This is a genomic window from Alteribacter aurantiacus DSM 18675, assembly GCF_000429705.1.
Classification (GTDB): Bacteria; Bacillota; Bacilli; order Bacillales; family Salisediminibacteriaceae; genus Alteribacter; species Alteribacter aurantiacus.
This window is the reverse complement of the sequence record NZ_KE386941.1, coordinates 1,559,446-1,584,844: the sequence shown is the minus strand read 5'-3', so window position 1 is coordinate 1,584,844 and position 25,399 is coordinate 1,559,446. Positions and strand designations below refer to the sequence as shown.

Sequence of the window (25,399 nt, the reverse complement as noted above, 5' to 3'; positions counted from 1 at the left end):
AGAAAAGAAGGTTAATAATGGAATTCATAACCGAGAAAGTGATATTGATCTCTTTTTTCATTCTTGTGATTCATTGTATTGAAACATTGGCATATGCGGTAAGAATATCAGGAGCACGTGTAAAAATGATCGCAACCGCTCTTTCTCTTTTTAATTTAATGGTTATCGTATCTCGGACAGCGAATATGATGCAGCAACCTTTTACAGGAAGCTTGATTGATACAGCTCCGCAAGACCAGCCTATGCAAGTTGTGGAAGCTCAATTTCGTTTTCTCATAGGGGCATCTTCAATAGGAACAATTGTCGGTATTCTGTTGTTGCCGACCTTTATTGCCATCTTCTCAAGAGCGATTATTCATTTAGGAGAAGCTAAAGGATCCATCCCGATTCTCTTAAAAAAAGCGCTCACACCTTCATACATAAAACGTATCTTAACAAAGATTCGTATTCCAAAAATTTTATACTTAAAAGGTTTAACATTTCAGGACTTTCCTTTAAAACTATTCCTTTTAAATATGGTGATCACCGCCATCTATACAATCGGTGTATTGTCAGCTCTATATGCGGCGCTAATTGCTCCTGAAAGGGCCTCTACAGCTATCATGGCCTCAGGCTTAATCAACGGCATTGCAACAGTGCTCCTTATCATCTTTGTGGATCCGAAGATATCCATCCTTGCCGATCGTGTGATTAATCAAAAAGGGAGTTATTTATCATTAAAAGCCATGTCGATTTTAATGGTCTCATCCAGGCTTTTAGGGACCATTCTTGCACAAATTTTGTTTATTCCAGGAGCGCACTATATCGCTTGGTTGACAACCTATATTGTTTAAGGAGAGATGGAATTGGAACAGTTTAAAAAGGGGATCGAATTAAGAAACGAAGGCCATGTGGAAGAGTCGGCGGAGCTTTTAGAACAGCTGGTCCAACTAGATCCTAATAACGGGTACTTATATTACGAGTGTGCAGCAAGCTTTGATGCCTTAGGAGATGAGCGGAAGGCTATTCCTTATTACGAAAAAGCAATAAAACTTGGGTTGGAGCCTGAAGTATTAGTTAAAGCTTATACAAATGCAGGGAGTTCCTATCGGGCCAATGGCCATTATGATAGAGCGAAGACCATATTTGAAGAAGGAAGGAACCGTTTCCCCGAGAATCAGGCATTGAATATGTTTTATGCGATGGTCCTTTATAATTTAAATGAACACAGCCACGCAATGGAAGTCCTATTAAACGTAGTTATAAAGACAAGCAGTGATAATCATGTACGAGACTATGAAAAGGCCATATCCTTTTACAGAGATAAACTAGACAAAACATGGTAGGAAGGTTGTACCTCGATGAATGATCAAACAGAATTAGTTCACTACAGCCCGGATTATTTATTTCAACTTATGAACTTTCACCTTCCGAGAGAGCAGGCGAAGTATACATCTTTACCAAAAGATGCTTTACAAGTATCAAAGGGGCAGCACCGAATCGTCATTCTTTCTAACAAAGATCCTGCAGGTTTTTTTATTCTAACCCGAACAGAAAAGGTCAAACGCTTTACAGAAAACCCGTGCGCCATGCTTCTGACGTCTTTGTCCATTAACGAACCTTTTCAACGTAAAGGTATTGCATCTGCTGGCATGCACCAGTTGAAAAAGTTTATCAAAAGAGAGTTTCCTGCTTGTGACGAGGTAGTCCTATCTGTTAACAAGAAAAATCAAGCGGCTCAACAGTTATATGAGAAAGTGGGTTTTAAAAAAACAGGGAAAACGATAACAGGTCCTGTAGGAGAACAGTATATTTTACAACAGTTGCTATAGTCCAAGCATCTCGTAGGTACGTTCATACACTGATAGAAAAGATTAGTATGGAGGTATCTTATGGGGAAGAAGACAGACAAACTTACAAAATATGAACTTTTAAAGCAACATCCTCAATTAGCACCATACTTACCACATACACAGGTTCTGAACTATAAATCCTATCGACGTCTATTGAAAAGCTATAGCATCGTTGTAATCAAGCCAACCAAAGGGCGACGAGGAAACGGTGTTTTAAAAGTCTCATCATTACCAGAAGGCGGTTACGAAATCCATGTAGGACAATCAACAACCGTAAAAGAAGGATTAAGGCAATCCTATGATTACTTGGTGGACCACGTATTAAAAGACAAAAAAGTTTACATTGTTCAACAATATATCCACCTTCAGAAGATCAACGGATCCCCCTTTGATGTTAGAGTAATGGTTCAACGAAAAAAGAAATCATCCAAATGGGTGGTGACCGGAATCGCAGTTAAAGTAGCTGCAAAAAAATACTTTATAACAAATGTAGCAAGCGACGTACTCTCATTAGAAGATGCTTATGTAAAACTCAACGTAAGTACAAAGAATAGATTGTTGATACAACATCTCATGTCACAGATCTCTCTAACAACCGCATCTTATTTAAGACCCCATTATCCGAAGCGTCGACGGTTAGGCCTTGATATTGGAATTGACGAGAAGGGGAATTTGTGGATTATTGAGGTAAATACACGAGGTACGATCCTTATGTTTCAGTATTTAAGGGACCATGAGGTGATTAGTCGTATTAAAGAATATAAGGATGGATAAATGTCAAATACCGAATGGGATCTGTTTATCCCATTCGGTTATTTTTCATAAATGAAACGCCTTCCAAAATGAGCCTTTTGTATCAATCACGTCCATGATGTCTTCGAATGGAATGGTGAAAGAAGGAAACCCTGCCGCATATGGTGCAATTTCATAAGGAGTAAAATATAAAACCAAAGCGTTCTCGGTTACATAGAAGGGTTGATCCTCCCGTATTTCTTCATATGCGTTTGGAAAGTAATACCCATCCTCTGAGTCTTCAATCTCCTTTCCAACAATCTCACTTAATATAGTAATGTAATCACTTCCAGGCTTGAATAAATCTTCAAGGGTATAAATCTCACCTGTCAAGATATTAATCGGAACATTTATTTTTGTAGGCATGCCGTGAGCAGCACCGAACGGATAGTTGTAGCCTACTAGCTCCAATACAAGAAGGTCTTTTTTAAAGAACTTCACACTGAAGTCACCTGTATAGGAATAATCAAACTGAACGCCAGTAGGAATTGGTTTAACTTCAGATTTCTCTCTTAATACTTGATTAACACGGGTTTGGGCAACAGCATCTGTCATCCCTCTTAATTGTGGGTAGTAGACAAGATAATCTTTGTTCGGTCGGTATTTTACTTGTTGAATATAAATGGAATTAGTAAGGGGGATCTGGGTATTTTCTGACCACACTAGCTTACCGTTTCTATCATAATAGGTGAGTCGCTGGTCTACAAAAGCTTTCACTAGCTCCCTTTCAAGGGTTAGCGTACCGATTCCATCGATATTTGGGAGGTTTGGTGCAAGAATACCATTTGTAGTAATAAAAAAGGTGCGAATCCCTTGTGTAACAGAGCTGTAGCCCTCTTGGTAATCATTCACCGTATTGTAAAAAAAGTCCGTCAACATCTCGCCTGTTTGGGAATTTGCAATTCCATAGTAGGAGCCTAGAAATGGCCCTGTCGGATCAATGGCGATACCAACTGCTGCCCTGTCTTCTCCTAAGAGTCGGATGTCATTGTAAACAGCGGGAATAATGAACGATCCCTTACGGTCAATCAAACCGTATTTATTTTGAACGGAATTAGACATATTTACAATGGCTCTTCCACCTTCAAAGGGTAGTGCCATTTGATATCGGGGTTCAAGAACAACTTGCCCTCTTACATCTACATATCCGAAGGGATCAGAAAAGGTTTCTTTAAAAGGAAGAAGTCCATTTCCTAAACCATTCATTTGAGCATAAGGGAACGTTTGAATGTCGTTGCCCTCTTTGTCGATCAAAGCATAGAGGTTATCTTCTTTTTGCACGAGAGCCAAACCGTTATCGGTAAAGTCAAACGCATAACGGTATTGTGCAGGAATTACGGGCACTACGTCTCGGTTTAAATAGCCGTAAACAGATGTGCTGTTACTGGTTTCTAAAAATACAGCACGTTCACCGACATAAGGGCTGATAAAATCGTAAGGCTTTTGTGTTAGTACGTTCCCCTCTTCATCAATGACCTGGGAGCCACCGGTTTCCTCCATCACGATTGCACGACCTTCTGTAAAGGGAAAGATGGAACTATACTCTGGTGCGACCACATATATTCCTTCTCTATTAATAATCCCGGTTCCTGACATTGTAGCGACGATGGCTAAATCGTTATCTTGAAAATCATTGGCAAAGTCGAATTGGGGAGAAAAGACAAAATTACCTTGATCATTAATATAGCCCCATTGTCTTCCGTTTGTCGTGTTTAATGAAGCTGGATATAAATTGGCCATGATTTAAAACTCCCTGCTCGTTTTTCTTATTTTATGGGCTTAAAAGAGAGAAGTGCTTGGGTTAAGGGAATTTTTTACCGGTATTTGCTACAATAATAAGTGAGATGCAGAGGAGGAAGAGTGAATGTTGAATTTTTACAGCACATTATCGTCTGAGGTATATAGCTTGGATAAGCCAATCGGTCATTCGTTTGGTGATGTGGAGTATTATACGGAGCGGCTGAGCAAATCGAAGGGCCCCATTTTGGAGCCGGCTGTTGGAACGGGAAGAATCCTTATTCCTTTGCTCGAAAAGGGCTTTCAAGTAGATGGTTTTGATTTATCTGAAGAGATGTTAGCGATATGCAGAAGAAATCTTGAGGAGCGTAACCTAAGTGCGACGCTTTTTAAAGGTGAAATGGAATCGTATCAATCGAATAAGAAATACGGTGCAGTTATTATTCCAACAGGTAGCTTTTTACTTCTTCACGAACGGGAAAAGTCCATCAAGGCCTTAACGAATTTTTATGACCACCTTGAAGAGGGAGGGCGCTTGATAGTTGATTTATTTTTACCGAGTGACCTTCATGTAGGTCACGTATCTACTAGAACATGGGAGAAATTCAACGGAGACGTTATTACATTGGAAACGAAGACAATTGAGGTTGACCGGATTAATCAATACTTCATATCCCTAAATCGATATGAATTATGGCAAAAAGGTCGTCTTGAGTTAACAGAATTAGAACAATTTTGTCTTCGTTGGTACGGTGTAGAAGAATTTATTCTTCTTCTTAAGGAGATTGGTTTTACTAGCGTCGTTCTCTCGTCGGACTATGAATATGGTAAATTCCCTGAAAAGGATACTCAATCGATTACATATGAAGCAATAAAAGGAGGAGAGTAGCAAATGATTGTTTTCGGTGAGAAAAAACGCGGAGTCTCATACAAAAGAAGACCTGCAGCTTATGGCATCATCTTCAATGAGTCAAAAGATAAATTGGCCGTTCTCCATACTAGTGATTTGAAGTACTTTCTACCTGGTGGAGGTATTGAAGAGAATGAAAATGACCAAGATTGCTTAAAGCGGGAGATGATCGAAGAGCTTGGGATAACTGTGAAAGTGGGAGCATGTGTAGGACATGCAGAGAGGTACTTTTATTCAACAAGCGAGTTTGTTTATTATTTGAGTGAAGGCCATTTCTATCTTTGCGAAGTCGGTGAAAAAGTAGCCGAACCTTCTGAAGAAGACCATAACCTCGCGTGGCTATCCCCTGATGAAGCCATTGCCAAACTGTTTCACGAGCACCAAGCATGGGCGGTAAAAGAGGCAACAGAAAGCGTAGTTGGTTAAAGTGGCTTCGTTCACAAATAGTAGTGATTGATATGATGAAATCTGGTTGTGACGACAACAGCCATATAATTAAGGAAACATGATTTCCACAATTCTACATAGGTTGGTTAAGGAGTTGATTCTATTCTTTACCGGCCTTTTTTTATTTGACAGACCGTTTGATTCTCACTAAAATGAATGTATTGAGAATGGATCTCAATTAAAGAATACATACACTGGGGGAACAATCATGACTTCACTAGAAAAAATGATTCGAGAGCGTCGATCCATAAAATCAGGGTATACAACCGAGGAAGTAAAAGAAGAAACGGTTGTCCACCTTTTAGAAAGTGCGATTTTTGCTCCGAACCACGGGCTAAGAGAGCCATGGCGCTTTATCTTTGTACCTGCGGAAAAAAAAGACGCATTTATAGAGAAGCTTGTTTCCACATTTCCAAAAGAGAAGCAAGATAATCGACGACACTACTTCAGTCAGCCAGCCGCGTTCCTCATTGTTGTCATGAAAGAGGACCCAAGACAAAAGCAATGGGATGAGAATTTCGGGGCTGTATGCAGCATGATTCAAAACTTCCAACTGCTTGCATGGGAACAACGATTAGGGGTCGTTTGGAAAACCAACCCTCATATATACGAGCCTAAAGTACACGAGATTTTAAATATTGATAAAGATGAAAAAGTTGTAGGCTTCCTTCATCTAGGATACTTTAAAGAAGAAGATATTCCTGCACCGAAAAAGCGAACAAGCGCAAAAGAAAAACTAACGATTTATTCATAAACAAGTGAGGTGAGCACTGTGGAAGTGAATGATTATATTAAGAAGCATTTTGCAAAAGAAGATGAGGTTTTGTTAGATGTGATTGATTCACTTAAGGAAAACAACATGCCCACGATTTCCGTACCTAGTGACGCGGGGAAGCTACTCTATTTATTAGTGAAAATCGCAAACGCAAAAAAAGTACTCGAAGTAGGTGCATTAGGCGGATACAGTGGAATCTGGATGGGACGTGCAATACCTGAGGACGGGTCTTTGACTTCTCTTGAACTCGATGAAAAGCACGTGGATGTAGCGAAGTTGAACATGAAAAAAGCAGGGTTGGACGATAAAGTAGAATACCTTGTTGGAGATGCGATGGAAAGCTTTACAGAATTGGTTTCATCAGGTGAAACATTCGATTTTTTCTTCATTGATGCTGACAAAGAAAACTATGTGGCTTATGTAGAATCAGCTCTTTTGTGTGCGGAACCTGGTGCCTTAATTGTAGCGGATAACGTGCTATGGGGAGGGAAAGTAACAGACGAAACCAATGACGACGAACAAACTGAGGCCATCAGAGCGTTTAACCGGTTTGTTTCTGAGGATCCTCGTCTTGAAGCTACTATATTACCAGTCGGTGATGGGGTCATGGTGAGCAGAGTGATAAAGTAAAAAGAAATGACCGATTCATATTTAAGGAATCGGCCGATGTTATTACTTAGTAGTAGCAAGCGCAACCAACAATAACTAATAATACGAACAACACAACAAGCAAACCAAATACGTTGTTATTTTTGTGGCTCATGTAGAACGCCTCCTTTCGTATAGTAATAAACTATGTAAAAAAAGGAGACATGCTTAGGTATATGGCGATGTAGCGAGTAAAACAAACGTTTGTCTATTTATTAAATAAAGTAGCCAAGAAAAAGAAGACCGCCCATTGGCAGTCTTCTTTTTTTTGTTTTAATCAATCATATCTCTTGTAGATTGCTATGATAACTCAAAGCCTTAATAGCTTCAATCTTATGAATATGAACTCCTTGAATGGTCGTAGTATGCCATAAAAGTAGCGTACACTTTAGTTTTTATCAGGATATTTAGTCTGCAGAAAGTGGACGGATTGAGAAATGAGTGACTTAAGAATCTCTTGATCAATATCTTCTAGCTTGTTGATATACACACATGCCTTCCCCGTTGTGTGTTTACCGAAGTTTTTTAACAATTCTTCTCTTTTCTCGTCTCCCGTAGCAAAATACAAGCTTATCTTTGATTTGCGTGGGGCAAAGCCGACTAAGAACATATCTCCTTCGTGACCGGAAGGGTATTTATAATGATATCTCCCAAATCCGATCATACTAGTACCCCACATCTTAGCTTCATAGCCAGTTGATTGGGTAAAAACATCGAGTAGTTTATATGCGTCTTCACGTTTTTTTGAATTCTCTACTGATTCAATGAATTCGACCACACTACGATCTGTTTGTTTAGTTTTAAGTTTATAAGCCATTGTCTTCACTCCTTACGACATAATGTCATCCATTCATCGATAGACACCGTTTTTAATGTATTGTTTTCATATGTGACGTTGAAGTAATCTTGCATCTTTTTTTGACCATTCATAATGTGCTTGTAAACGGAATGGGTTTGAGGGTCCGATTCCGAAGTACGCTCAACCCAAGAAGGAAACGTATAGATCTTTTTACGAAGATGTGACTGCTTCTCGGTAAGGTTATTCCGGGAAAATAGGGCACGCCATTCATTTACAGAAAGGCAACGATGGTGACTTGGATCTCTTAAATATTCCATTTTATTCATAAACATGGCAAGCTCTTGTTCGTCTGGTGAGACGTTATCGATCATTAAAAACGAACCGCCGGGCTTAAGCACCCGAGCTGATTCCTTTATAAAGGCTTCTGGATTTGGGAAGTGGTGAGGAGCAATCCGACACGTAACCGTATCAAATGAATTGTCCAAAAAAGGGAGTGACTCGGCATCGGCAATCACATAAGAAATGTTGTCACAACTCTTACTCAGGTGGTTTCTTGTATTGGCAAGCATATTTTTTGTCAAATCCGTTGCATAGACTTCCTTTACGTAAGGAGAAAGGACGTTGGCCACATGGCCACCTCCTGTAGCAATGTCGAGCACGACATCCGATTTCTTAGGGTTTAACCATTCAACTATGATCGGCAAATCCTTACCTTTTGCATGGGTTTCACTGGTAACGTATTTTTGCGCATTTTTTCCGAACTGATCAATGACTTTACGTTTAGTATCTTTATTCATCATGGATCCCTCCCTTCATTATTTTACCACCAGTTGATCGATTATTCAGACATTTAGAAGGATAATTGACTTCTTTTCTGCTCAAGGGTACATTCAAACAGAATACTCAAAACGGTCTTAACTTTGGCTGACACTTACATAATGAATGAGGTTTAAGTAGGAAAGCTGATCAGAACAAAAAATTTTATGAAGTAGTGGATGAAGCAAAAGGGTATATATAGAAAGAACAAGAATCCTTAAGAAAAAAGTGATTTCATTACGGGTTTGTTTCTTGTTTAACAAAAGGAGTGGAAGGTATGTCAAAAAAGAAAAAGCAGTTCGCAGTTATTGGCCTTGGTCGTTTTGGCGGAAGTGTCTGTAAAGAGCTTTATGAGATGGGGCACGAAGTCCTTGCGGTTGATAAAGAAGAAGAGAAGATCAATGAATATGCTAAATATGCTACCCATGCGGTGCAGTTGGATAGTACGGATGAGCAAGCGTTGAGAAGTATTGGCATCGGCAACTTTGATCATGTTGTTGTGGCCATTGGTGATAACATTCAAGCAAGCATTTTGACTACGCTTGTGTTAAAAGAGATGGGTATTGAGAAAGTATGGGTGAAAGCACAAAACAGTTATCACCAAAAAGTACTCGATAAGATTGGTGCAGATCTCGTCGTTCACCCGGAGTTTGATATGGGGAAACGGATTGCTCACAACATGAGTTCTGAAAAAATAATCGACTTTATTGATTTGTCCGATGATTACAGCATTGTGGAGTTGTTAGCGTCGAAAAAAGTAAGCAATCAAACCTTGATCGACTTAAATGTCCGAGCGAAATACGGCGTGACGATCTTGGCGATTAAAAGAGGCGACGATATGAACATTGCCCCTCTACCGGATGATAAAGTTTATGAAGGAGACATTTTAATTGTTATGGGTCATAAAAACGACCTTGACCGATTTGAGGATGAAGGGTTATAAAGATGAAAGAAGCTGGGATGTGGTTGGTTAAACCACATCCCAGCTTTTTTGAAACCGATAGGTACATTCAAGCGTAAATAGACTGTGAAGTAGACAAACATGCTTAACTGAAATCTTTTGAATATCCGCCATTTTGAGTAGAATGTAAAGATGGATCGTTGAAATCAAAGGGTTGAACTTAACTATAACCGCTAAGGAGAGGGTTTGTTTGAAAAAGAAAAATAATGAGAGAACGATGCGAGACCATTTGATGTTTGATCTCATTATGGAAGTGGTTCTCTTTATCCCCCGTCTCCTGTTCCGCCTTATTCGGGGATTAAGTTAACTCATTCATACATGAACTGTTTTCAGATGGGAAATAATGTAGGGTGAGGGAGGGCTTGCCTTGCAAATCTATTTTTCGCCGGAATTTTTTAAAGAAGATTCACAAGTATTGAATATCGTTACACAAAACAACGAACCCGTCGGGTACTTGACTTTTTTAATGAAAGAAAAAAAAATGTACCTGTTTGGTGTCTTAGAAAATGAAGGAGTTACGGAAGATTTTAAAGATCTTATAAAACCATACGTTCAAGGGCTTCTCAAAATTGATCCTGAAATGGATGTCTATTCATACCTCGTAGCCGGAGGAAAAAAGCTGGATGTAGAGTTCGAAGGAAAGAAGAAAGGAACGTAAAAAGCGGGACAAGGTGTCCGGCTTTTTTCTTTTTGAAACGAAAGTACAGAGCAAATAAAACTTCATGTGCTAACAACCGCCTTGTCCTAATAAGATGTACAAGCAACGCTTCTTTTAGGGGAGGGCAGTTCATGGCGGTTTTTGTTACGTATATGTTACTCGGTTTATCACTTGCAGCCCCAATCGGTCCAGTTAACGCGGCACAATTAGATAGGGGAATAAAAAATGGATTTCTTCACTCTTGGCTAGTCGGCCTTGGGGCTACTGTCGCCGACGGTTTTTACATGCTCCTTGTGTTTCTCGGATTCGTACATCTGATGGATATCCCTTTTATTCAAGTGTTTTTGTGGTTGTTCGGATTCTTTGTTCTTGTTTATACAGGTATTGAAAGCCTACTTGGCGCGAGAGAAATCACCATGATTCATGACGACTATCGAAAAAAACAAACGCATATTAAGTCTTTCTTTTCAGGTTTTATGATGTCGTTGTTTAATCCTCTTACCATCTTGTTTTGGCTTGGCATTTTCGGCTCGGTTCTTGCGAAAACCGTAAGTGACTATGGAATCGAACAGGTCATTCTTTATACAGGGGCAATATTCTTAGGAATTGTCTGCTGGGACCTTACAATGGCCTTTTTATCGAGTAGTTTAAAACGAATGATGACAGATCGTTTTTTGTTTTTTGTCTCCATATTATCAGGCACAAGTTTAATTGGATTTGGGATCTACTTCGCCATTCAAGCATTCAACGTTTTATTTTCGTAAATAGGCTAGGTGCTTCCGGTGTCTTTGGCTTATTCCAATGGTTACGCATAAAAAACGTAATAATCGCTACAATCGCAACAAAAACAATACTGATAAAAAAGCCCGGGCGACTCGTCGTATGAAACAATGTACCGAAAATGACGAGACCGACTAAAATAATTCCGCTAAAGCGCTTAAACTGTTGAAAGCCGGTTAGCTCCTCTAGGCGACCATAGGATGCGAGTATAAACAACCAATTGTATAAAAGCATAATGCCTGCGGCTGTTGTAAAGTACTCATACACTTTACCTGGCATTAATAGTGACAATACCACACTCACGATAACCCAAAATGCCATAAACGTAATGGCTGGAAGGGCGACTTTATCGTGAATTTTTTTGCCCAAAAAAGCAGGTGCGTCGTTATCTTGAGCGAGAACGGTAGAGATTCTTACTACGGCAAACATGGAAGCAACCATTGTAGAAAAACCAGCAATGATGAAAACGCCGTTAAAGATATTAACTACAAAAGGAATCCGGTATCTAGTGAGTGCAGAGACAAAAGGACTTTCTTCAGTTGATATCGTATCCCAAGGTACCATCAAGATAGCTAGGCCGATTGACGTGACATAAATAATGGTGAGAGTAGAAAGCATGACTTTTCCAGTAAGTGTGGCATCGGTCATTTTCTTTAATCGGACGGTCAGGAGTCCGACGATTTCAATCCCACCAAATCCGTAAAATCCATAGATAAGTGCTGGTAGTAATCCTTTAGCTCCATTGGGAAAGATTCCTCCATATGTATGGGGGACAGTAAGTTTTTCAGGTGGCTTTACCCCAATAAACCCTAATAGGGCTATAATGGCAAGAATAATAAACATTAAAATGGCTGCTACCTTCATCACAGCAAGAACATTTTCCACACGATCAAAGCTTGCTGACCCGAGAAGAATGACGAGAATCCCCAATGCAGCGTACACCGCTGCAAAAATCCAAAGGGGAACACCAGGCAGCCAAAACTGAGTAAAGATCCCCAATGCTGTTAGTTGACTTCCCATAATGAGAATCTCTGAACCCCAATAAACCCAACCACTTGTAAAACCAGCCCAGTGACCGAAAGCTTTACTAGCATAGGTCCGGAATGATCCCGTTTGCGGATCGGCAATCGTCATTTTTGCTAAAGCTTCGTAAACAAAGTAGGTACCAATCGCTGCGATAATATAGGCAAAAATCGCTGAAGGCCCGGCTAGTTGAATGGCAATGCTCGATCCTAGGAAAAAACCTGTTCCAATCGTAGCTGCCACACCAAGCAGGGCAAGCTGTAACCAATTAATCTTCTTTTCCGCATTTTTTTCAGCATTTGAACCCATGTTGAACCTCCACTTATTCCGACTCGTTTATTTTTAGGAAAAAGAGGAGGGTTTATGTAAAGGTTTCTCGTATAGTTGTAAAGTGTAAAAAAATAATAACGGGAGGGTTTTATATGAAGCATCAAGCTACGCCATATTTTACGTTTGATGGACAAGGGGAAGAGGCACTTGCCTATTATACTCAGGTGTTCGAGGGGGAAGTTGTGGAAAAGCAAACATTCGGGGAAGCGGATTTTCCTACACCTCCGGATGCAGAAAATCGAATACTTCATGCTCGGTTTAAAAAAGGCAATCTTGTGTTCATGGTGTCAGACACGTTTCCCGATCAACCAGTTGTAAAGGGCAATCACATGGCACTCGTTTTTGAATTGAACAGCGAAGTGGAAATTCAATCGTTGTATGACAAGCTCAGTGAAGAAGGCTCTGTATTAATGGAGCTTCAAGATACGTTTTGGGATGCCAAGTATGCAAAAGTGAAAGATCCTTTTGATGTGATTTGGGATTTGAACTTTTCGAAATCAAAATAAAAAACGAGGCCACACGGATTTGATTCATGTGGCCTCATTTTTTTAAGATTTCATAACGGTTTCGGTTTTTGTTGTACGTTCTAACTCTTTTGTAGAGGATTTGGTTTTCTTTACTTCTGTTATAACAAAGCCGCTTTTTGGCACAGTCGGCATCCTTGTCAAGCTATAAGAAAGGTCTTGTTTAGGTACGGTGTAAGAAACATAATGACTAATATAGTTAAAGAAAGCTCGCATGACGAGAACGGTCATCCACTCTCCGGCACAGCGGTGACCGATGTAATGGTCGCCACCCCCTTGAGGGATAAGGGAAAAGGGGCTTTCTTTCCAGTTTTTAAAGCGTTCCGGACGAAATTCATCTGGTTGATCCCAAGAATTAGGGTGACGGTTTGTACCGAATATATCAAGAACAACCAGCATATTTTTTTTGAATCGATACTCGTGCCACGTGAAGTCTTTCTTCACTTTTGCAGCCATAGCAGGTGCAAATGGATAGAAACGTCTTACTTCTTGTGCGAACATATGGCTATAGTTATCTTTATCTTCTTTTACTTTTTGAACGACTTGCGGATGCTCAAACAAGGCAACAGCACCGAATGTTAAATAATATGATGTTGCAATGAGAGGGCGAATCACATTGTTTAACTCTACTGCGGCGGTGTTAACATCTAGAAGCTTCCCATTCATTTCACGGTGGTTAGCAATAATATATGCGGGGGTGTATGAGGCTACTTCCAATTTCCCTTTACGTATAGATTTAATAATGTCTTCCAACCACTTCTCCTGACTTTCACGAGCCTTTTTCCCTGCTTGAAAACGAGAAATTGATCCTCCAAATGAATCGACCATAGCTCCAAGCTCTTTCGTACGTTGCTTCACTTCTTGTTCCTTCAATGGTACCCCGGCCCATTCACAACCGGCACGTGTAAGCACTTCTTCCATCTCATCAAAGAATACGACTTTGTCCATCTTTTCCCACTCTGAGACTTTTTCATCTAATGTTTGAATACAAATGCGTCGAAAGTCTTCAAGACGATCTGGAGTCATCATGGATAGGAACATTCGTTTACGTTGCTTATGGGATTCTCCGTCCATGCCATGAGCGCCTCCTTCACCAAGAAGCGATTTCTTTAGAGGTGCCGGTGCAGCGCCTTCGCGTTTAAAGAGGTTGTTGTCATAAAACACTTTCGCAGCTTCTTCACCACCCATGCAGACCACTTTTTTTCCTAAAAGCCTTGTTTCAAACATATCAGAACCTAGTTCTTGTCGTCTTTTCGGCAAAAAATAAAATCCTTCTTTGAGTAGTTTAAGTGTGTTATCAAAGCCTTTTGCTTTCGGGATTGGAGTTTTAACGTTCATTTGTTCATCTCCTTTGTTTGTGTTTATGGAATGTATGTATAGTCGTGTGCCGTTCATATAGGTTTGTATTCCCTTTGGATAAAAAGAAAAAACATTAGGACATGCTTCATTAATTTCCACATAGGATGAAGAATAGGAGGTGCGTAACATGTTTCGGATCGTCGTTCTACTCGTAGGATTTGGTTTTTCAGTGCTCGGCGGTATTGCATTCGTTGCGTACTTGAACTTGTTCACAGTAGGTTTTACAGTTGCGAAATATCTCTTGTTTATGGCTTTTCGCCCGGAATCGTACTTGTTTATTTTTGGTGTCTTGATGGTTTGGCTCTCTCTTTACTACCCGGAGAAAAAAGAGGATGAAGAGAAAAAAGTGTAGAGTGTGGAATAAACTGGATAGGGTCTGCCCATACTTATGAATAACAAAAAAGCGACTGCGCAAGGGGGTTCTAAAGCTATGTTGCACCTTAGGGATGTATGGGTAAACTGGTTTGAAGGTGAAGAGAACGGTTATAATGTGTGCGAGTTTTTTGAATGGAGAAAAGAAGACCGAATTGAGCTTCTTGATCAAGCGGTCATCATTAAGCTGAGTGAGGATCTTTTTGACTACATAGAGAATTCACTTCAAGAATTGCCAGAAGAGCTTCTGGCAGATGTTCACCAGCAGAGTTACGTTAGAAAAAACAGTCAGCGCCTGGAATTGGATTATTGTTTTGTTGCAACAGATGGTGATCGTTGCCTCGTTGTCGATACGATGGGGTACCACACGCCTGTTCGTAAGAGTCGAATGGTTCCAAGGCAAGAGGGACAAGTGCTGGAACTGGTAAAGGACGAGCCGATGCGTCAGTACTTCATGGGCTATTACAATGGTGAGCCGGAAAAAGAGTATCACATCCTTTCTCCTGATCCGTCGTTTATGCACGGTCTCATCCGTCGTGAGCGCCAAGTAAAGCAAATTTTGTTCATGGCACTCGACCAGCTTTATGCAGAAGCAACGCTTGCAGAGCTTCGTTATTGGTACACAGAGTGGGCTCCGGAAAAATATGCTTTTATTCAAAATTGCAGCTTTGATGAGTGTTGGGAAGGGTTGTTTGAAGACATTAAAGAGGGTTGGTCAAAGAAGCACGATGACTATTGCCAGGCGATGATAAAAGGACAGCCGTTCTTTGAGAAGCTTTGGGACTTGCAACAAGGTGAGAGTGTGAAATAGAAGAGACGTGTTACAGCCGGCAGGAGAGTGTGTGTTTCTCTTGGCCGGTTGTTTTTTTGTGCGTGGATAGTGTCGGATCTTGCCGATTGGTCGATATATTCTCCTTAAGGGTCGATAAAAATGAAGTAGTGGACGATAAATTCCTATTAATGGTTGATAAATCCAACTTAAGGCTCGATAAATCACAAACAAGGGTCGATAAACGTAGAAAAAAGAACCGCACCCATGCTGTGCGGTCCTACGATACCTCTTACCTACGTTTTCTCTCTAGCCCCATCGCTCGTTCCGCTTTTGCAAGAGTCTTTCGAGCATGACGATTCGCTTTCTCAGCACCATCATCCAAGATACGATCCAACTCATCACTTTCAATTAATTCGTTGTAGCGTTCCTGAATGGGCTTTAATGCAGCAACGACAACTTCAGCTAAGTCTCCTTTGAAATCTCCGTAACCTTTTCCTTCATATTTCGTTTCAATCTCTTCAATTGTCATTTCGGAGAACAAAGAATAGATGGATAACAAGTTTGAGACCCCTGGCTTGTTTTCTTTATCGTAACGAACAACTCCTTCAGAGTCAGTAACGGCACTCTTGATTTTCTTCGTGATGGTCTTCTCGTCATCAAGCATGGAAATAAAGCTTTTTTGATTTTCAGCAGACTTGCTCATCTTTTTCGTTGGCTCAGTTAAAGACATAATGCGCGCGCCAACTTTTGGAATGCGTACTTCTGGAACCGTGAAAATATCGTTGAATTTGTTATTGAAGCGTTCTGCCAAATTACGAGTGAGCTCTAAATGCTGCTTTTGGTCTTCTCCAACAGGTACAATATCCGTGTTATATAGAAGAATATCTGCAGCCATCAATGGTGGATAGGTTAAAAGTCCGGCCGAGACGCCTTCTTTACCGGCGGATTTATCTTTAAATTGGGTCATGCGCTCGAGCTCACCGATGTAGCTCACACATTGAAGCATCCAAGCTAGCTGGGCGTGTCCAGGTACTTCAGATTGGATAAATAACGTAGATTTTTCTGGATCAATCCCAACCGCTAAATAGAGGGCTGCAAGAGATCGTGTTTGCTTTTTTAGCGCAGCTTTGTCTTGTGGGACCGTGATGGCGTGTTGGTTTACGATACAGAAGTAACAGTGGTTTTCATCTTGGAGATCGACGAAGTGCTTCATCGCTCCTAAATAATTCCCGATTGTGAGTGTGCCGCTTGGCTGGATGCCTGAAAAAATGGTTTTCATTTTGCATCTTCCTTTCAGAATGTGGTGATTTACGGTTGCGAGAGCATACAAAAAAAGCCCATCATCCCTGTTTACAGGGACGATGGACCGCGTTGCCACCCTGGTTATTTTTCAATAGAAAAATCACTCAATACCCTCGGCCGTACGTGACGCTAAGGGGTCTCATGGTAACGTATGAGTAACGTCAAAGCCTACTGAGCTCATCGCAAAGCTGTTCGGTTTGAATGCTCGAAAGTCCATTCCGCTTTGTGCATTGTCTGCTTGCACCAACCGCAGACTCTCTGGTAATGCATGGAAAAGCGTACTCTTCTTTCTCATCGCAATCGTATGTATTGTCGTTATTATAGCGAAACTATAGTTAATAAGCAACAGGCTGAATTGACAGAAATTTAAAACTTTCTTATTAGTACTTGCATTTTACCCAAAAAGGGTGCAAGATATAAGGCATGTAATCAGGAAAGACACTTGTCCATGAGAGGTGGACAGGCCTTAACAACAGAGACAGGACAGGGGGAGCAGGAGATGAAGCTTATACTCAAACTCGTAATCGGTATTGTTGCGGGTATTTTGATCGGACTCATGAATATCGACGTGGTTACACAACTCTTTGTAACCATAAAAGAACTATTCGGGCAATTTATTAATTTTGTTATTCCATTTATTATTTTATTCTTTATTGCAGCCGGGGTTTCAAAACTCGGTGGAGAGTCAGGAAAAATGGTGGGTACGACAGTAGGGACGGCTTATCTCTCTACATTCCTAGCCGGTATTTTCGCATTCTTTATTGCTGTTGCTATCGTTCCAATGCTATCGACTGAACAAGCACCTGTAGCAGAAGGTGAAGGGCTTCAACCTTTTTTAGCATTTGAAATTGAACCGTTAATGGGTGTAGTAACAGCACTTGTCGCAGCATTCCTTTTTGGTATCGGGATCGCGAAGACAAACAGTCAGATGTTAATGAAAGTGTTTGATGAAGGTAAGGATATTATTGATCTTGTGATTCGAAAGATCATTATTCCGTTCTTACCAATATATATCGCAAGTATTTTCGTAGAGATTGCAGCAGAAGGGGAAGTCTTTAATACCCTTAGCGTATTTGGCGTAGTTCTTCTTGTTGCTATTACGACTCACTGGTTATGGTTGGTTATTCAATTTAGTGTAGCTGGTGCCCTTACTGGTCAGAATCCATTTAAGGCGTTAAAAACGATGCTACCGGCTTACTTTACAGGTCTCGGGACAATGAGTAGTGCAGCAACAATTCCGGTAACACTGGCTCAGGCAAAGAAAAATAATGTTCGAGAAGACGTAGCGAATTTTGGTGTTCCGTTATGTGCGACTATTCATTTAAGTGGAAGTGTCATCACAATCGTAACGACAGCTGTAGCTGTGATGAGCGTATTAGGTGACTACTCAGTACCATCCTTTGTACAAATGGTTCCGGTCATCTTGATGCTTGGTGTGATCATGATCGCAGCACCTGGTGTACCTGGTGGAGCGATTATGGCAGCACTAGGTGTTCTAACCACACAGCTTGGCTTTTCTGAAGCTGCAATTGGTTTAATGATTGCGCTTTACATGGCACAAGATAGTTTCGGTACAGCTACGAATGTAACAGGTGATGGTGCTATTAACATGATCGTAAACAAATTCAGCAAAAAAAGCAGTGTAGAACAATAAAAAGAGGAGTCGCCCAATCCGGGCGGCTCTTTTTCACTGAACAGTGGAGGGGGATTGTCCCCGCACAATGTAATGAAAAAAGCCCGGCTTTGTGCTGGGCTTTTTTGTACGCTATTTTACATTTACTAATTCCACAGGTCCGTGATCATCGCAGTGGTCTCCATGCACATGGTGAAGCCTTCCGTCAACTAAGTAATCCATATGGTCACCATGGGGAACCATTTCGTGTCCGCAGTCCTCTTCATGGTTGCAACCACAACTAATTTTGATACATTCATCAGGATTGGTTTCACTTACAGGAATCGTGCACTCGTCCCAATGTCCATTATGTTCGTGATGCAAATGACCGTTATGAACGTAATCAATGTGGTCATCGTGGCGGATCTTTGTATGGCCACACGCAATGCTATGTTTGTGTGGGTGATTTTCGTGAACCTCGTGATTATGATTTTTTGACATTCTTATCCCTCCTTATTATTGGTTTTCCCCATCTTCAATAAGTTAACCATTCGACATTTTTACGATTTAGGAATTATTCATGATCAACTGAAGTTGGACATACCATGAAGGAGACAAGTCTTTTGAAGGAGGGAACCGGTTGTGGGTATTAAACGTTTTCGGCAGTGGCCTCTTGTACTTACGTGTTTACTTTTAGCAGGGGGGGCATTCTGGGCTAGTGAATCTCAGCATGAGTGGGCACTATCACAACGAGCGATGGTAGCAGCGGATGAAGGGGTTCATGAAGGGAATAAGATTGTTAATTTTCGTTTGCCTGACAAATATGGAGAAGAGCAGGAGCTTTATGATATTTTAGGTGAACAAAAAACGATTGTGATTTTCTTTACAACGTGGTGTGAAGTATGCTCGGAACATTGGACGAATCTTAAAGAAATGAAAGAAGCAGGGGGGTTAACTGACATTCAAATTGTCGGTGTGCATTTAAAGGACCTAGATCCAGATGCAAATTTGAGCGAGTACTTTAGTGGATGGGAGTCACTTCCGGTTTTTGTTGATGGAGATGGGACAATCAAACAAGAATTTGAAATCGTAGGAATGCCTACCGTTTACCTTGTGGATGAAAACAAACAGGTTCATAAACGAGTGTTGGGGATGCTTACTCCAGATTTGATGGAAGCAGACGCTTTTTTTAGTCAATAAATTATCGTCAACTTGGGAGAGTAGTCAGTGACCAAACGAACAAAATCGCTTATCTGGGGCATAGCGCTTGGTTTGGGTATCTCATACTTTATACTCGATTATAATGGATGGACGATTGTTCACTTCGATGCAGACGGTCAAATAGAGCGACAGATACGGGAACTCGATTATAACTTCCTTTTTGATTCCTTGCTAATCATGTTGTTATGTTGGGGGTTCGTATTTGTTACTTTACATGCAAAGTCCATCTTAAAAAAATATAAGAGATAAAACAAAAAGCCCTCTAAAAAAAGGGCTTTTTGTTTGCCTTGAATGTATGTTATTTCTATCATCAAAAACAAGTTACGGGTAGAATCTCTTCATCAAGCTCGAGCGTTTTTTCTTAGAACATCATGATACTAGCTACAAAATAAACGATCAATAAAACAATTGACGGTACAATGTAGAAGCGGCTTGGGCTTTTTTGCCTCAAGTAGACGATGTGTCCTAGAACAATCAAATTTAAAACGATGGCAAAGAACGCCGTTAAAGCGAGAACGGGACTTACAGAGCCTAAAATCGCTCCTGAGCGGAACAGGACGTCCGATACAACGAGAATCATCATGTTGAATACGTTACTTCCGAGAATATTTCCGACAGCTAAATTATAATTGGCTAATTGAAGGGCCACCATAACCGTTACGACTTCAGGTAAGGATGTAGCTGCTGCAATAAAGAAGCTACCAACAAAGCTTGCTTCTAGTCCGGTAATGGTTGCGATTTGATCACCGGCAATGGTTAACAATGACCCGGCAACAAAGATGACTAATGCACTTATTACAAAACCAATTTTGGCGGTTTTTAACGGAATATGGTTGGTGGTTCTTTGAAGAGCGGCTTCGCCTTCTTCATTTGCTGCAGCAATTTCAGGTACGGCTTTTTCCTGTTCATTCATTTTGCGTAGACTATACACATAAAACAGAACCATCAAATACATTTCGAGCCCGACACCGAGGATGGTCACTCCTGTAGGTGCCAAAATCATAATCATGACAAGAGCGGTCAAACCAAGGCTTACAAATCCACTCATTTGATGTCCGGCATGGATATTTCCAAGAAGTCTTTTTTTGCGATACATAATATCGAAGCTTGCGAGAATCATCAGGTTGAACAAGTTACTACCGAGTACGTTTCCAACAGCAATATCAGGACTTCCTACAAATACAGCTGTTGCACTCGTCGTAACTTCCGGGAGGGATGTAGCGCCGGCAAGTAAGAGCGTGCCAACCATCATTCCTCCTAAGGATGTCTTTTCACTAATGACATCAGCGTAAGTCGATAAGCGAACGGCAGCGATGACGGTTATTGCTGCGGCTAAAAAAAACAAGATGAATGGAAACATGCGGACATTCTCCTTTTATTTTCGGGGGACAAGCCCCGATAAAATAAAAACAGACCTTCTTATGAAATCAAGCCTGAAAAAAATCAGACGTTCATTTCATAAAAAGGTCTTGCGTACAGGCTACTTTCAATGTTTCATAGAAAGCCAGCAAGCTTAGCGAACCGAGTGCTTAAAAAGCACTGAAGTGACGACTCGCTAACCGGTTTCCCGGTCGCTACTCCCCTTTTTACAAAGGAATGTTCTCTTAAACAAAATGTATCACGAACCTCAAGGGTCGTCAACGGTATTTTTTGTCTGCAAAAATGAAATGCCCAATCAGGACACTGAGGCTGATTGAGCATTCGTATCTGCTTCAAGGGCCTTCTCCACTTGCTTGTCGAGTTTGCTAAGGCGCACTTCGGCATCGTTATCGGATATTGTTTTATAGTGGTGGTTACCACCTGGTTCTTCGTCACATTTATCTGCGAGTGCGACAACATGTTGAAGAGGATCAAGGGTTAATTCACCGTCCGGTAAATAAGAATCCGTGTGCAAAAGGACTGCTAAGGCGATCTTTTTTGCATTTACGGGATGCTCACCGAGGCGAATAAGCAACTTGTGGGCTCTTTCGGCTCCTTTAATGGCATGAATGTCATTTTCTTTATACAAAGAATAATCCCATTTTCCGTTACGGTACCACGTATAATGACCGATGTCATGCAAGAATGCAGCCTTGACGGCTAAATCGGGATTGACACCGTGCACTTTTGACAATTTGAAAGCATACTCGGCGGTTGCGACAGCATGGGCAAGTCCGGATCGTTTAACGAATTTTTGTGTAATGTCATGGTTTAAAATATCAAGTAACGTTACTCGAGTCATAACCAAAAACCTCCTTTATCTTTTATTTATCACGGTCCACAAAATGTGAAACCTTTATTGCTTCCATAAAGAAGTATATTGTTATAGATTATACGGAGAAATCCTGGTCCATGTCAACATCTATTTCTTCTAGTATATGCATGCCGTAAAGGTTCGCTTGTCCCTTTGTCCATGCTTGTACATATATGATTATGCTAAACTAATGAGAGAGATGAAATAAAGGAGAGCATGGCGAATGAAAGAATTGTTAAGACCCATTCCTATGTGGGCTTTTAAAGTAGTAATCGGCATCTTTGTCGGTTTAATGGTGTTGAATAGTATTTATCAGTATATGCAAACGGGAGAAACTGGTGCGGATGCCTTTGTGCATTGGTACTTGTTTGTACCCCTTATGATTGTTCTCTTTCTTGCTTCCGTAAAAGAGAAGGAAAAAAAGGAATGAGGTTATACAAGCTTATACCTGTGATGGCACTAATGATCCTCTTAATAGGTTGTACCAACCAGCAAATGGATTATTCCCAAATGTTTGCTAAGTTAGACGGTGAGGCAATTACCTACAAAGATGTCATGATTCGGTACCAAATAAGTGAAGAAAACAAACAAACCTTCTTAAAAGAGGAAGTGACGGTCACTCAAGCCAAAGAAGATGGGATTACAATTACATCTGAAGAAATAACGGTGCGGATGAAGTCTACGTTTCCTGGTGAAACCCAACAAGAGATGTATGGCAATATCGTTGAGCGTTCTTTTTATGAAGAACAAGGAGAGAAGCTCGGTATGACTCCTGTCACTTATTTTTCCATGTGGAACGAGAGCTACCATACTACGGAGAGTTACGTCCAAGCTTATGTGTCAAAGCATTTTGGAAGTATTTCTGAAGCAGATGATGTGTCTAAGTGGACGCAAGAAGTGGAGAGTCATCTTGACGGTTTGGTTGAAACATTTATGGATTCCGGCCGTCTCGTGATCGACTAACAAGAAAAGGAGTGGAAGGGATGACAAAAGAGTGGAGCGTAGGGATCTTTTTGTTCGATGAAGTGGAAGTGCTTGATTTTGCAGGACCATTCGAGGTGTTTTCTGTAACGGTGGATGACCATGGTCAACAGCCCTTTTGTGTACATACCATTTCTGAGAAGGGCGGGCAAATCCAGGCACGTAACGGCCTTCGGGTTTTGTCCGATTTCGATATGAAACATGCCCCGCCCCTTGACATCTTGATTGTTCCTGGAGGCTATGGCACACGAGATATTGAGTCTAACGAGCAAATGATTAAATGGATTAAAGCTCAAAGTGAAAAAGTCGAGCTTGTTGTAAGCGTGTGTACAGGCTCATTTTTACTTGCTAAAGCAGGTCTTTTAAATGGTAAATCAGCGACGACCCATTGGGAAAGTGCCGAAAGGATGGGGCTTCAATTCCCAAATTTGACTGTTAAAACCGGAGTGAAATTTGTTGACGAAGGTAGTGTCATCACGGCTGCCGGTATTTCTGCTGGAATCGATATGAGCTTTCATTTGGTTAAACGTCTTTTGGGTGCAGAGATTGCAAGGAAGACCGCCAAAGAAATGGAATATGACATCAACCTGTGATGAGAAAGGCGGTTAATGAATGAAAGAAAAACTGATAAGAGTAAAAGCCATTTGTCTCTTTTCATATAACGGTTCCATATTGGTGGCAAAAGGATACGATCCCAAAAAAGACGAGTTTTTTTATCGTCCCATTGGTGGAGGAGTTGAGTTTGGAGAGGAAGGTCGTGTTGCCATTGAACGAGAGGTTCAAGAAGAAATAGGTGCTTTAATAGAGGACATTACGTATGTTGGCACAATAGAGAATATATTTACGTTTAATGGCACAATCGGACATGAACTTGTTCAAGTCTTTGATGCACGGTTTATTGACAAATCCTTTTATGAGAAGGCCTCTTTTGAAGGTGTAGAAAGTAATGGTGAGGTGTTCACCTTACTCTGGATAACGATCGATGAGGCGAAATCAAAAACATTTAACGTTGTACCTGAAGGGATTTTAAACGTGATTGAGTGAAAGCACACTTCTTAACGGTCTAGTATATAGTGAAAAAGAACAGGATACACTGAAATGGACAACCACTATCGTACTGGAGGGAATAGCTGTGGGAGAAGCGGAGTCATCACAATTGCTGGATGCTATGATTAATGATCTTCAAAAGGACAATGAAAAAGCAAAAGAAGAAGCAAAAGAGGCGCTGGATAAATAAAAAGGATGATGGAAGGTGATTACGAACCTTTGATCATCCTTTTTTTGTCCAGGAAATGGGAAAAGCTCTTCAGGGTCCAGCTCCAGGACCTACGTGCTCGAGGTCATTTCATTCCATCAGACGAAGCCATAGAGCAGCTTCAATCTGAGGGCCTGAAATGCTTGTCGCTCGTGATTGTGGTGCTTTTGTTCTTAAACTTATTGACAAGCTCGCAACAAATCCATAGAAGCTCTTGTGTGATGGTCAGGTTTAATTTTGCAACATGGGTCTGAAGAAAACGGTTCCGGTTTGATTCATCCAGGTGAAGGGATAAAACCCATTCAGAATGATCTTGAAGAGTTCGTTTCCAGCTTACAAGGTGGTCGGTAATCAAAGGGGTATGATAGGAGTAGCACATTGCTTGAACCAATGGGTGGTCCGATTGAGTGAAGCAAATCGTTTCACTCAGCTCTGCTTTGTTTACACCGTATGAATCAATGAATGTAAGACCGTCCTTTGTAACTTTATAAAGAGAGTAATTCGTGCCGAAGTTTATGCTGTCCAGAGAGAAACGGTCGTTTACTAATAGGTTCAGCTTTCTTTTAAGTTGAAATAGAAATTGGAGAAGGACGTCATATTTTTCTTTAATTAACACCACTTTTTCCTCTGTTGAATCGAGCTGAACAATGAGCTTTCGAATGGCTTTATTCTTTTCATCTAGAAGAGCATCATATCGGTGGGGCGTATCGATCAAGGCAACGAGATCGTCTCGTAAAGAGTTGATAAAATCCTTCTGCGTAGCCAACGGAATGAGTGCTCGATATTCCACGGGGCGGAGCTTTTCAAATAGGCTGATGTGAAAAAAAGGACTGTCTATTTTCGTCATTTCAAACATGACGATCTTTCGAGTCAAGAGGTAGAGTGGGAGCAGTATTGATAAAACAACGACAAGCAACGTTCCTAGGGGGAGGTGCCGAACAGGTTCGAAAACCGTTGTAGTCATGGATAGAATAGAGCCAGGAACGAGCACGATTAACGCCGCAAGTATCCCCTTTATGGATAAAAGGGTTCTTGTTTTTTCGAATAAAAATAGAGCTGTATTTTTAACAATCAACCTTTCGTTTGCCGGTAGTGACGTTTTACTATGTTCATAAAGCTTATTTAAGAGGGAGTCCAACTCTCGCGTGAGCAAATTGATTTTCTCTTTTATGAAAGTCACTCCTTTACACAAGAATGGTCACTATAGTAAATGTATGACGGATTTCGTTAAAAAATGTCTATTTCTTACAAGAGAAAGAA

32 protein-coding genes and 1 other annotated feature are annotated in these 25,399 nt (G+C 40.8%); of the genes, 21 read left to right on the top strand and 11 right to left on the bottom strand.

Annotated features, from left to right (window positions below; all coding sequences use genetic code 11):
• Window positions 1–17: 17 nt before the first annotated feature.
• The 4 genes from G476_RS0111315 to G476_RS22870 are packed head-to-tail and all read left to right on the top strand — an operon-like array spanning window position 18 to window position 2,606.
• The gene (locus G476_RS0111315) at window positions 18–833 is read left to right on the top strand and encodes a lipid II flippase Amj family protein (RefSeq protein WP_026690213.1); all 816 of its coding nucleotides are present in this window, start codon (window positions 18–20) and stop codon (window positions 831–833) included.
• A gap of 12 nt (window positions 834–845) precedes the next feature.
• Window positions 846–1,325 carry a tetratricopeptide repeat protein gene (locus tag G476_RS0111310; protein ID WP_425387219.1) on the top strand — a complete coding sequence of 160 codons (480 nt, stop codon included), beginning with the start codon at window positions 846–848 and terminating at the stop codon, window positions 1,323–1,325.
• 15 nt (window positions 1,326–1,340) lie between these two features.
• The gene (locus G476_RS0111305) at window positions 1,341–1,811 is read left to right on the top strand and encodes a GNAT family N-acetyltransferase (protein WP_026690211.1); all 471 of its coding nucleotides are present in this window, start codon (window positions 1,341–1,343) and stop codon (window positions 1,809–1,811) included.
• A 60-nt stretch (window positions 1,812–1,871) separates the two neighbouring features.
• Window positions 1,872–2,606, top strand: coding sequence for a YheC/YheD family protein (locus tag G476_RS22870; protein WP_051314754.1), 735 nt, complete (start codon window positions 1,872–1,874; stop codon window positions 2,604–2,606).
• Window positions 2,607–2,651: 45 nt separating this feature from the next.
• Here G476_RS22870 and G476_RS21780 read toward each other — a convergent pair whose 3' ends face one another.
• Window positions 2,652–4,364, bottom strand: a complete 1,713-nt coding sequence (locus tag G476_RS21780) for a WG repeat-containing protein (protein ID WP_051314753.1) — start codon at window positions 4,362–4,364, stop codon at window positions 2,652–2,654.
• A 124-nt stretch (window positions 4,365–4,488) separates the two neighbouring features.
• Here G476_RS21780 and G476_RS0111290 point away from each other — a divergent pair, with 124 nt between their 5' ends.
• The 4 genes from G476_RS0111290 to G476_RS0111275 all read left to right on the top strand — a co-directional run bounded on the left by G476_RS0111290 (window position 4,489) and on the right by G476_RS0111275 (window position 7,123).
• Window positions 4,489–5,250, top strand: a complete 762-nt coding sequence (locus G476_RS0111290; RefSeq protein ID WP_026690210.1) for a class I SAM-dependent methyltransferase — start codon at window positions 4,489–4,491, stop codon at window positions 5,248–5,250.
• Between the two features lie 3 nt (window positions 5,251–5,253).
• Window positions 5,254–5,697, top strand: coding sequence for an NUDIX hydrolase (locus G476_RS0111285; RefSeq protein ID WP_026690209.1), 444 nt, complete (start codon window positions 5,254–5,256; stop codon window positions 5,695–5,697).
• 229 nt (window positions 5,698–5,926) lie between these two features.
• Entirely contained in the window at window positions 5,927–6,472 is a 546-nt protein-coding gene (locus G476_RS0111280; RefSeq protein WP_035186408.1) for a nitroreductase family protein, read from the top strand.
• Window positions 6,473–6,490: 18 nt separating this feature from the next.
• Window positions 6,491–7,123 (top strand): O-methyltransferase, encoded by a 633-nt coding sequence (locus G476_RS0111275; RefSeq protein ID WP_026690207.1) that lies wholly within the window; start codon window positions 6,491–6,493, stop codon window positions 7,121–7,123.
• Between the two features lie 46 nt (window positions 7,124–7,169).
• Here the strand turns inward: G476_RS0111275 and G476_RS23305 are convergent, their stop codons facing one another.
• From G476_RS23305 to G476_RS0111265, 3 genes are all read right to left on the bottom strand, one after another.
• Window positions 7,170–7,256 (bottom strand): YjcZ family sporulation protein, encoded by an 87-nt coding sequence (locus G476_RS23305; protein WP_084405712.1) that lies wholly within the window; start codon window positions 7,254–7,256, stop codon window positions 7,170–7,172.
• A gap of 273 nt (window positions 7,257–7,529) precedes the next feature.
• Complete coding sequence (locus G476_RS0111270) at window positions 7,530–7,958, bottom strand: DUF1801 domain-containing protein (RefSeq protein WP_026690206.1); 429 nt, start codon at window positions 7,956–7,958, stop codon at window positions 7,530–7,532.
• A 5-nt stretch (window positions 7,959–7,963) separates the two neighbouring features.
• Window positions 7,964–8,740, bottom strand: a complete 777-nt coding sequence (locus tag G476_RS0111265; protein WP_026690205.1) for a class I SAM-dependent methyltransferase — start codon at window positions 8,738–8,740, stop codon at window positions 7,964–7,966.
• Between the two features lie 293 nt (window positions 8,741–9,033).
• Between G476_RS0111265 and G476_RS0111260 the strand changes: the two genes are divergently transcribed.
• The 3 genes from G476_RS0111260 (at window position 9,034) to G476_RS0111245 (ending at window position 11,139) form a co-directional block, all read left to right on the top strand.
• Window positions 9,034–9,699 (top strand): potassium channel family protein, encoded by a 666-nt coding sequence (locus G476_RS0111260; protein ID WP_026690204.1) that lies wholly within the window; start codon window positions 9,034–9,036, stop codon window positions 9,697–9,699.
• A 385-nt stretch (window positions 9,700–10,084) separates the two neighbouring features.
• Window positions 10,085–10,375 carry a hypothetical protein gene (locus G476_RS0111250; protein WP_026690203.1) on the top strand — a complete coding sequence of 97 codons (291 nt, stop codon included), beginning with the start codon at window positions 10,085–10,087 and terminating at the stop codon, window positions 10,373–10,375.
• A 131-nt stretch (window positions 10,376–10,506) separates the two neighbouring features.
• Window positions 10,507–11,139 carry a LysE family transporter gene (locus G476_RS0111245; protein ID WP_026690202.1) on the top strand — a complete coding sequence of 211 codons (633 nt, stop codon included), beginning with the start codon at window positions 10,507–10,509 and terminating at the stop codon, window positions 11,137–11,139.
• Here the strand turns inward: G476_RS0111245 and G476_RS0111240 are convergent.
• The gene (locus tag G476_RS0111240; RefSeq protein WP_026690201.1) at window positions 11,120–12,487 is read right to left on the bottom strand and encodes an amino acid permease; all 1,368 of its coding nucleotides are present in this window, start codon (window positions 12,485–12,487) and stop codon (window positions 11,120–11,122) included. The two genes, G476_RS0111245 and G476_RS0111240, sit on opposite strands and share 20 nt — an antisense overlap.
• A 113-nt stretch (window positions 12,488–12,600) precedes the next feature.
• Between G476_RS0111240 and G476_RS0111235 the strand changes: the two genes are divergently transcribed.
• Window positions 12,601–13,014 (top strand): VOC family protein, encoded by a 414-nt coding sequence (locus G476_RS0111235; RefSeq protein ID WP_026690200.1) that lies wholly within the window; start codon window positions 12,601–12,603, stop codon window positions 13,012–13,014.
• Window positions 13,015–13,056: 42 nt separating this feature from the next.
• Here G476_RS0111235 and cypC read toward each other — a convergent pair whose 3' ends face one another.
• Window positions 13,057–14,370: a CYP152 family fatty-acid peroxygenase CypC gene (cypC, locus tag G476_RS0111230; RefSeq protein WP_026690199.1), complete on the bottom strand. Its 1,314-nt coding sequence runs from the start codon at window positions 14,368–14,370 to the stop codon at window positions 13,057–13,059.
• A gap of 148 nt (window positions 14,371–14,518) precedes the next feature.
• Between cypC and G476_RS0111225 the strand changes: the two genes are divergently transcribed.
• Window positions 14,519–14,743, top strand: a complete 225-nt coding sequence (locus G476_RS0111225) for a YuzI family membrane protein (protein ID WP_026690198.1) — start codon at window positions 14,519–14,521, stop codon at window positions 14,741–14,743.
• A gap of 78 nt (window positions 14,744–14,821) precedes the next feature.
• Complete coding sequence (locus G476_RS0111220) at window positions 14,822–15,574, top strand: YjbA family protein (RefSeq protein WP_026690197.1); 753 nt, start codon at window positions 14,822–14,824, stop codon at window positions 15,572–15,574.
• Between the two features lie 250 nt (window positions 15,575–15,824).
• Here G476_RS0111220 and trpS read toward each other — a convergent pair whose 3' ends face one another.
• A complete protein-coding gene (gene trpS / locus G476_RS0111215) occupies window positions 15,825–16,814 on the bottom strand; it encodes a tryptophan--tRNA ligase (RefSeq protein ID WP_026690196.1) in 990 nt (329 codons plus the stop codon).
• 72 nt (window positions 16,815–16,886) lie between these two features.
• Window positions 16,887–17,141 (bottom strand) — a binding site (T-box leader).
• Window positions 17,142–17,336: 195 nt separating this feature from the next.
• Here trpS and G476_RS0111210 point away from each other — a divergent pair.
• Window positions 17,337–18,491 carry a dicarboxylate/amino acid:cation symporter gene (locus G476_RS0111210; protein WP_026690195.1) on the top strand — a complete coding sequence of 385 codons (1,155 nt, stop codon included), beginning with the start codon at window positions 17,337–17,339 and terminating at the stop codon, window positions 18,489–18,491.
• Window positions 18,492–18,602: 111 nt separating this feature from the next.
• Here the strand turns inward: G476_RS0111210 and G476_RS0111205 are convergent, their stop codons facing one another.
• Window positions 18,603–18,950 (bottom strand): hypothetical protein, encoded by a 348-nt coding sequence (locus G476_RS0111205; protein ID WP_026690194.1) that lies wholly within the window; start codon window positions 18,948–18,950, stop codon window positions 18,603–18,605.
• Window positions 18,951–19,091: 141 nt separating this feature from the next.
• Between G476_RS0111205 and G476_RS0111200 the strand changes: the two genes are divergently transcribed.
• Window positions 19,092–19,649, top strand: a complete 558-nt coding sequence (locus tag G476_RS0111200; protein ID WP_026690193.1) for a TlpA family protein disulfide reductase — start codon at window positions 19,092–19,094, stop codon at window positions 19,647–19,649.
• 382 nt (window positions 19,650–20,031) lie between these two features.
• On the opposite strand, the gene G476_RS0111190 is transcribed toward G476_RS0111200, so the two are convergent.
• Together G476_RS0111190 and G476_RS0111185 are read right to left on the bottom strand one after the other, a co-directional pair.
• Window positions 20,032–21,030, bottom strand: a complete 999-nt coding sequence (locus G476_RS0111190) for a sodium:calcium antiporter (protein ID WP_026690192.1) — start codon at window positions 21,028–21,030, stop codon at window positions 20,032–20,034.
• Window positions 21,031–21,345: 315 nt separating this feature from the next.
• Entirely contained in the window at window positions 21,346–21,891 is a 546-nt protein-coding gene (locus G476_RS0111185; protein ID WP_026690191.1) for an HD domain-containing protein, read from the bottom strand.
• 235 nt (window positions 21,892–22,126) lie between these two features.
• Here G476_RS0111185 and G476_RS0111180 point away from each other — a divergent pair, with 235 nt between their 5' ends.
• From G476_RS0111180 to G476_RS23555, 5 genes are read left to right on the top strand one after another with little or no spacing between them, the layout of a single operon-like run.
• A complete protein-coding gene (locus tag G476_RS0111180; protein WP_026690190.1) occupies window positions 22,127–22,333 on the top strand; it encodes a hypothetical protein in 207 nt (68 codons plus the stop codon).
• Window positions 22,330–22,866 carry a hypothetical protein gene (locus tag G476_RS0111175; protein WP_026690189.1) on the top strand — a complete coding sequence of 179 codons (537 nt, stop codon included), beginning with the start codon at window positions 22,330–22,332 and terminating at the stop codon, window positions 22,864–22,866. The genes G476_RS0111180 and G476_RS0111175 overlap by 4 nt, the downstream gene beginning before the upstream one ends.
• Window positions 22,867–22,886: 20 nt before the next feature.
• Window positions 22,887–23,477, top strand: a complete 591-nt coding sequence (locus tag G476_RS0111170) for a DJ-1/PfpI family protein (protein WP_026690188.1) — start codon at window positions 22,887–22,889, stop codon at window positions 23,475–23,477.
• 19 nt (window positions 23,478–23,496) lie between these two features.
• A complete protein-coding gene (locus tag G476_RS0111165) occupies window positions 23,497–23,928 on the top strand; it encodes an NUDIX domain-containing protein (RefSeq protein WP_026690187.1) in 432 nt (143 codons plus the stop codon).
• Window positions 23,921–24,121 (top strand): hypothetical protein, encoded by a 201-nt coding sequence (locus tag G476_RS23555; protein WP_156906554.1) that lies wholly within the window; start codon window positions 23,921–23,923, stop codon window positions 24,119–24,121. The genes G476_RS0111165 and G476_RS23555 overlap by 8 nt, the downstream gene beginning before the upstream one ends.
• A 139-nt stretch (window positions 24,122–24,260) precedes the next feature.
• Here the strand turns inward: G476_RS23555 and G476_RS21770 are convergent, their stop codons facing one another.
• A complete protein-coding gene (locus tag G476_RS21770) occupies window positions 24,261–25,292 on the bottom strand; it encodes a hypothetical protein (protein ID WP_051314752.1) in 1,032 nt (343 codons plus the stop codon).
• Window positions 25,293–25,399: the final 107 nt, after the last annotated feature.

Bases quoted from the DNA above. Each gene is read 5' to 3' on its own strand.
- G476_RS0111305 (WP_026690211.1), top strand. From the start codon at position 1,341: ATGAATGATCAAACAGAATTAGTTCACTACAGCCCGGATTATTTATTT.
- G476_RS0111235 (WP_026690200.1), top strand. From the start codon at position 12,601: ATGAAGCATCAAGCTACGCCATATTTTACGTTTGATGGACAAGGGGAA.
- G476_RS0111315 (WP_026690213.1), top strand. From the start codon at position 18: ATGGAATTCATAACCGAGAAAGTGATATTGATCTCTTTTTTCATTCTT.
- G476_RS0111285 (WP_026690209.1), top strand. From the start codon at position 5,254: ATGATTGTTTTCGGTGAGAAAAAACGCGGAGTCTCATACAAAAGAAGA.
- G476_RS0111220 (WP_026690197.1), top strand. From the start codon at position 14,822: ATGTTGCACCTTAGGGATGTATGGGTAAACTGGTTTGAAGGTGAAGAG.
- G476_RS0111245 (WP_026690202.1), top strand. From the start codon at position 10,507: ATGGCGGTTTTTGTTACGTATATGTTACTCGGTTTATCACTTGCAGCC.
- G476_RS0111190 (WP_026690192.1), bottom strand. From the start codon at position 21,030: ATGTTTCCATTCATCTTGTTTTTTTTAGCCGCAGCAATAACCGTCATC.
- G476_RS0111290 (WP_026690210.1), top strand. From the start codon at position 4,489: ATGTTGAATTTTTACAGCACATTATCGTCTGAGGTATATAGCTTGGAT.
- G476_RS0111175 (WP_026690189.1), top strand. From the start codon at position 22,330: ATGAGGTTATACAAGCTTATACCTGTGATGGCACTAATGATCCTCTTA.
- G476_RS21780 (WP_051314753.1), bottom strand. From the start codon at position 4,364: ATGGCCAATTTATATCCAGCTTCATTAAACACGACAAACGGAAGACAA.
- G476_RS0111205 (WP_026690194.1), bottom strand. From the start codon at position 18,950: ATGTCAAAAAATCATAATCACGAGGTTCACGAAAATCACCCACACAAA.
- G476_RS0111280 (WP_035186408.1), top strand. From the start codon at position 5,927: ATGACTTCACTAGAAAAAATGATTCGAGAGCGTCGATCCATAAAATCA.
- G476_RS0111225 (WP_026690198.1), top strand. From the start codon at position 14,519: ATGTTTCGGATCGTCGTTCTACTCGTAGGATTTGGTTTTTCAGTGCTC.
- G476_RS22870 (WP_051314754.1), top strand. From the start codon at position 1,872: ATGGGGAAGAAGACAGACAAACTTACAAAATATGAACTTTTAAAGCAA.
- G476_RS0111170 (WP_026690188.1), top strand. From the start codon at position 22,887: ATGACAAAAGAGTGGAGCGTAGGGATCTTTTTGTTCGATGAAGTGGAA.
- G476_RS23305 (WP_084405712.1), bottom strand. From the start codon at position 7,256: ATGAGCCACAAAAATAACAACGTATTTGGTTTGCTTGTTGTGTTGTTC.
- trpS (WP_026690196.1), bottom strand. From the start codon at position 16,814: ATGAAAACCATTTTTTCAGGCATCCAGCCAAGCGGCACACTCACAATC.
- G476_RS0111240 (WP_026690201.1), bottom strand. From the start codon at position 12,487: ATGGGTTCAAATGCTGAAAAAAATGCGGAAAAGAAGATTAATTGGTTA.
- cypC (WP_026690199.1), bottom strand. From the start codon at position 14,370: ATGAACGTTAAAACTCCAATCCCGAAAGCAAAAGGCTTTGATAACACA.
- G476_RS0111185 (WP_026690191.1), bottom strand. From the start codon at position 21,891: ATGACTCGAGTAACGTTACTTGATATTTTAAACCATGACATTACACAA.
- G476_RS0111265 (WP_026690205.1), bottom strand. From the start codon at position 8,740: ATGATGAATAAAGATACTAAACGTAAAGTCATTGATCAGTTCGGAAAA.
- G476_RS0111180 (WP_026690190.1), top strand. From the start codon at position 22,127: ATGAAAGAATTGTTAAGACCCATTCCTATGTGGGCTTTTAAAGTAGTA.
- G476_RS0111210 (WP_026690195.1), top strand. From the start codon at position 17,337: ATGAAGCTTATACTCAAACTCGTAATCGGTATTGTTGCGGGTATTTTG.
- G476_RS0111260 (WP_026690204.1), top strand. From the start codon at position 9,034: ATGTCAAAAAAGAAAAAGCAGTTCGCAGTTATTGGCCTTGGTCGTTTT.
- G476_RS0111165 (WP_026690187.1), top strand. From the start codon at position 23,497: ATGAAAGAAAAACTGATAAGAGTAAAAGCCATTTGTCTCTTTTCATAT.
- G476_RS0111270 (WP_026690206.1), bottom strand. From the start codon at position 7,958: ATGGCTTATAAACTTAAAACTAAACAAACAGATCGTAGTGTGGTCGAA.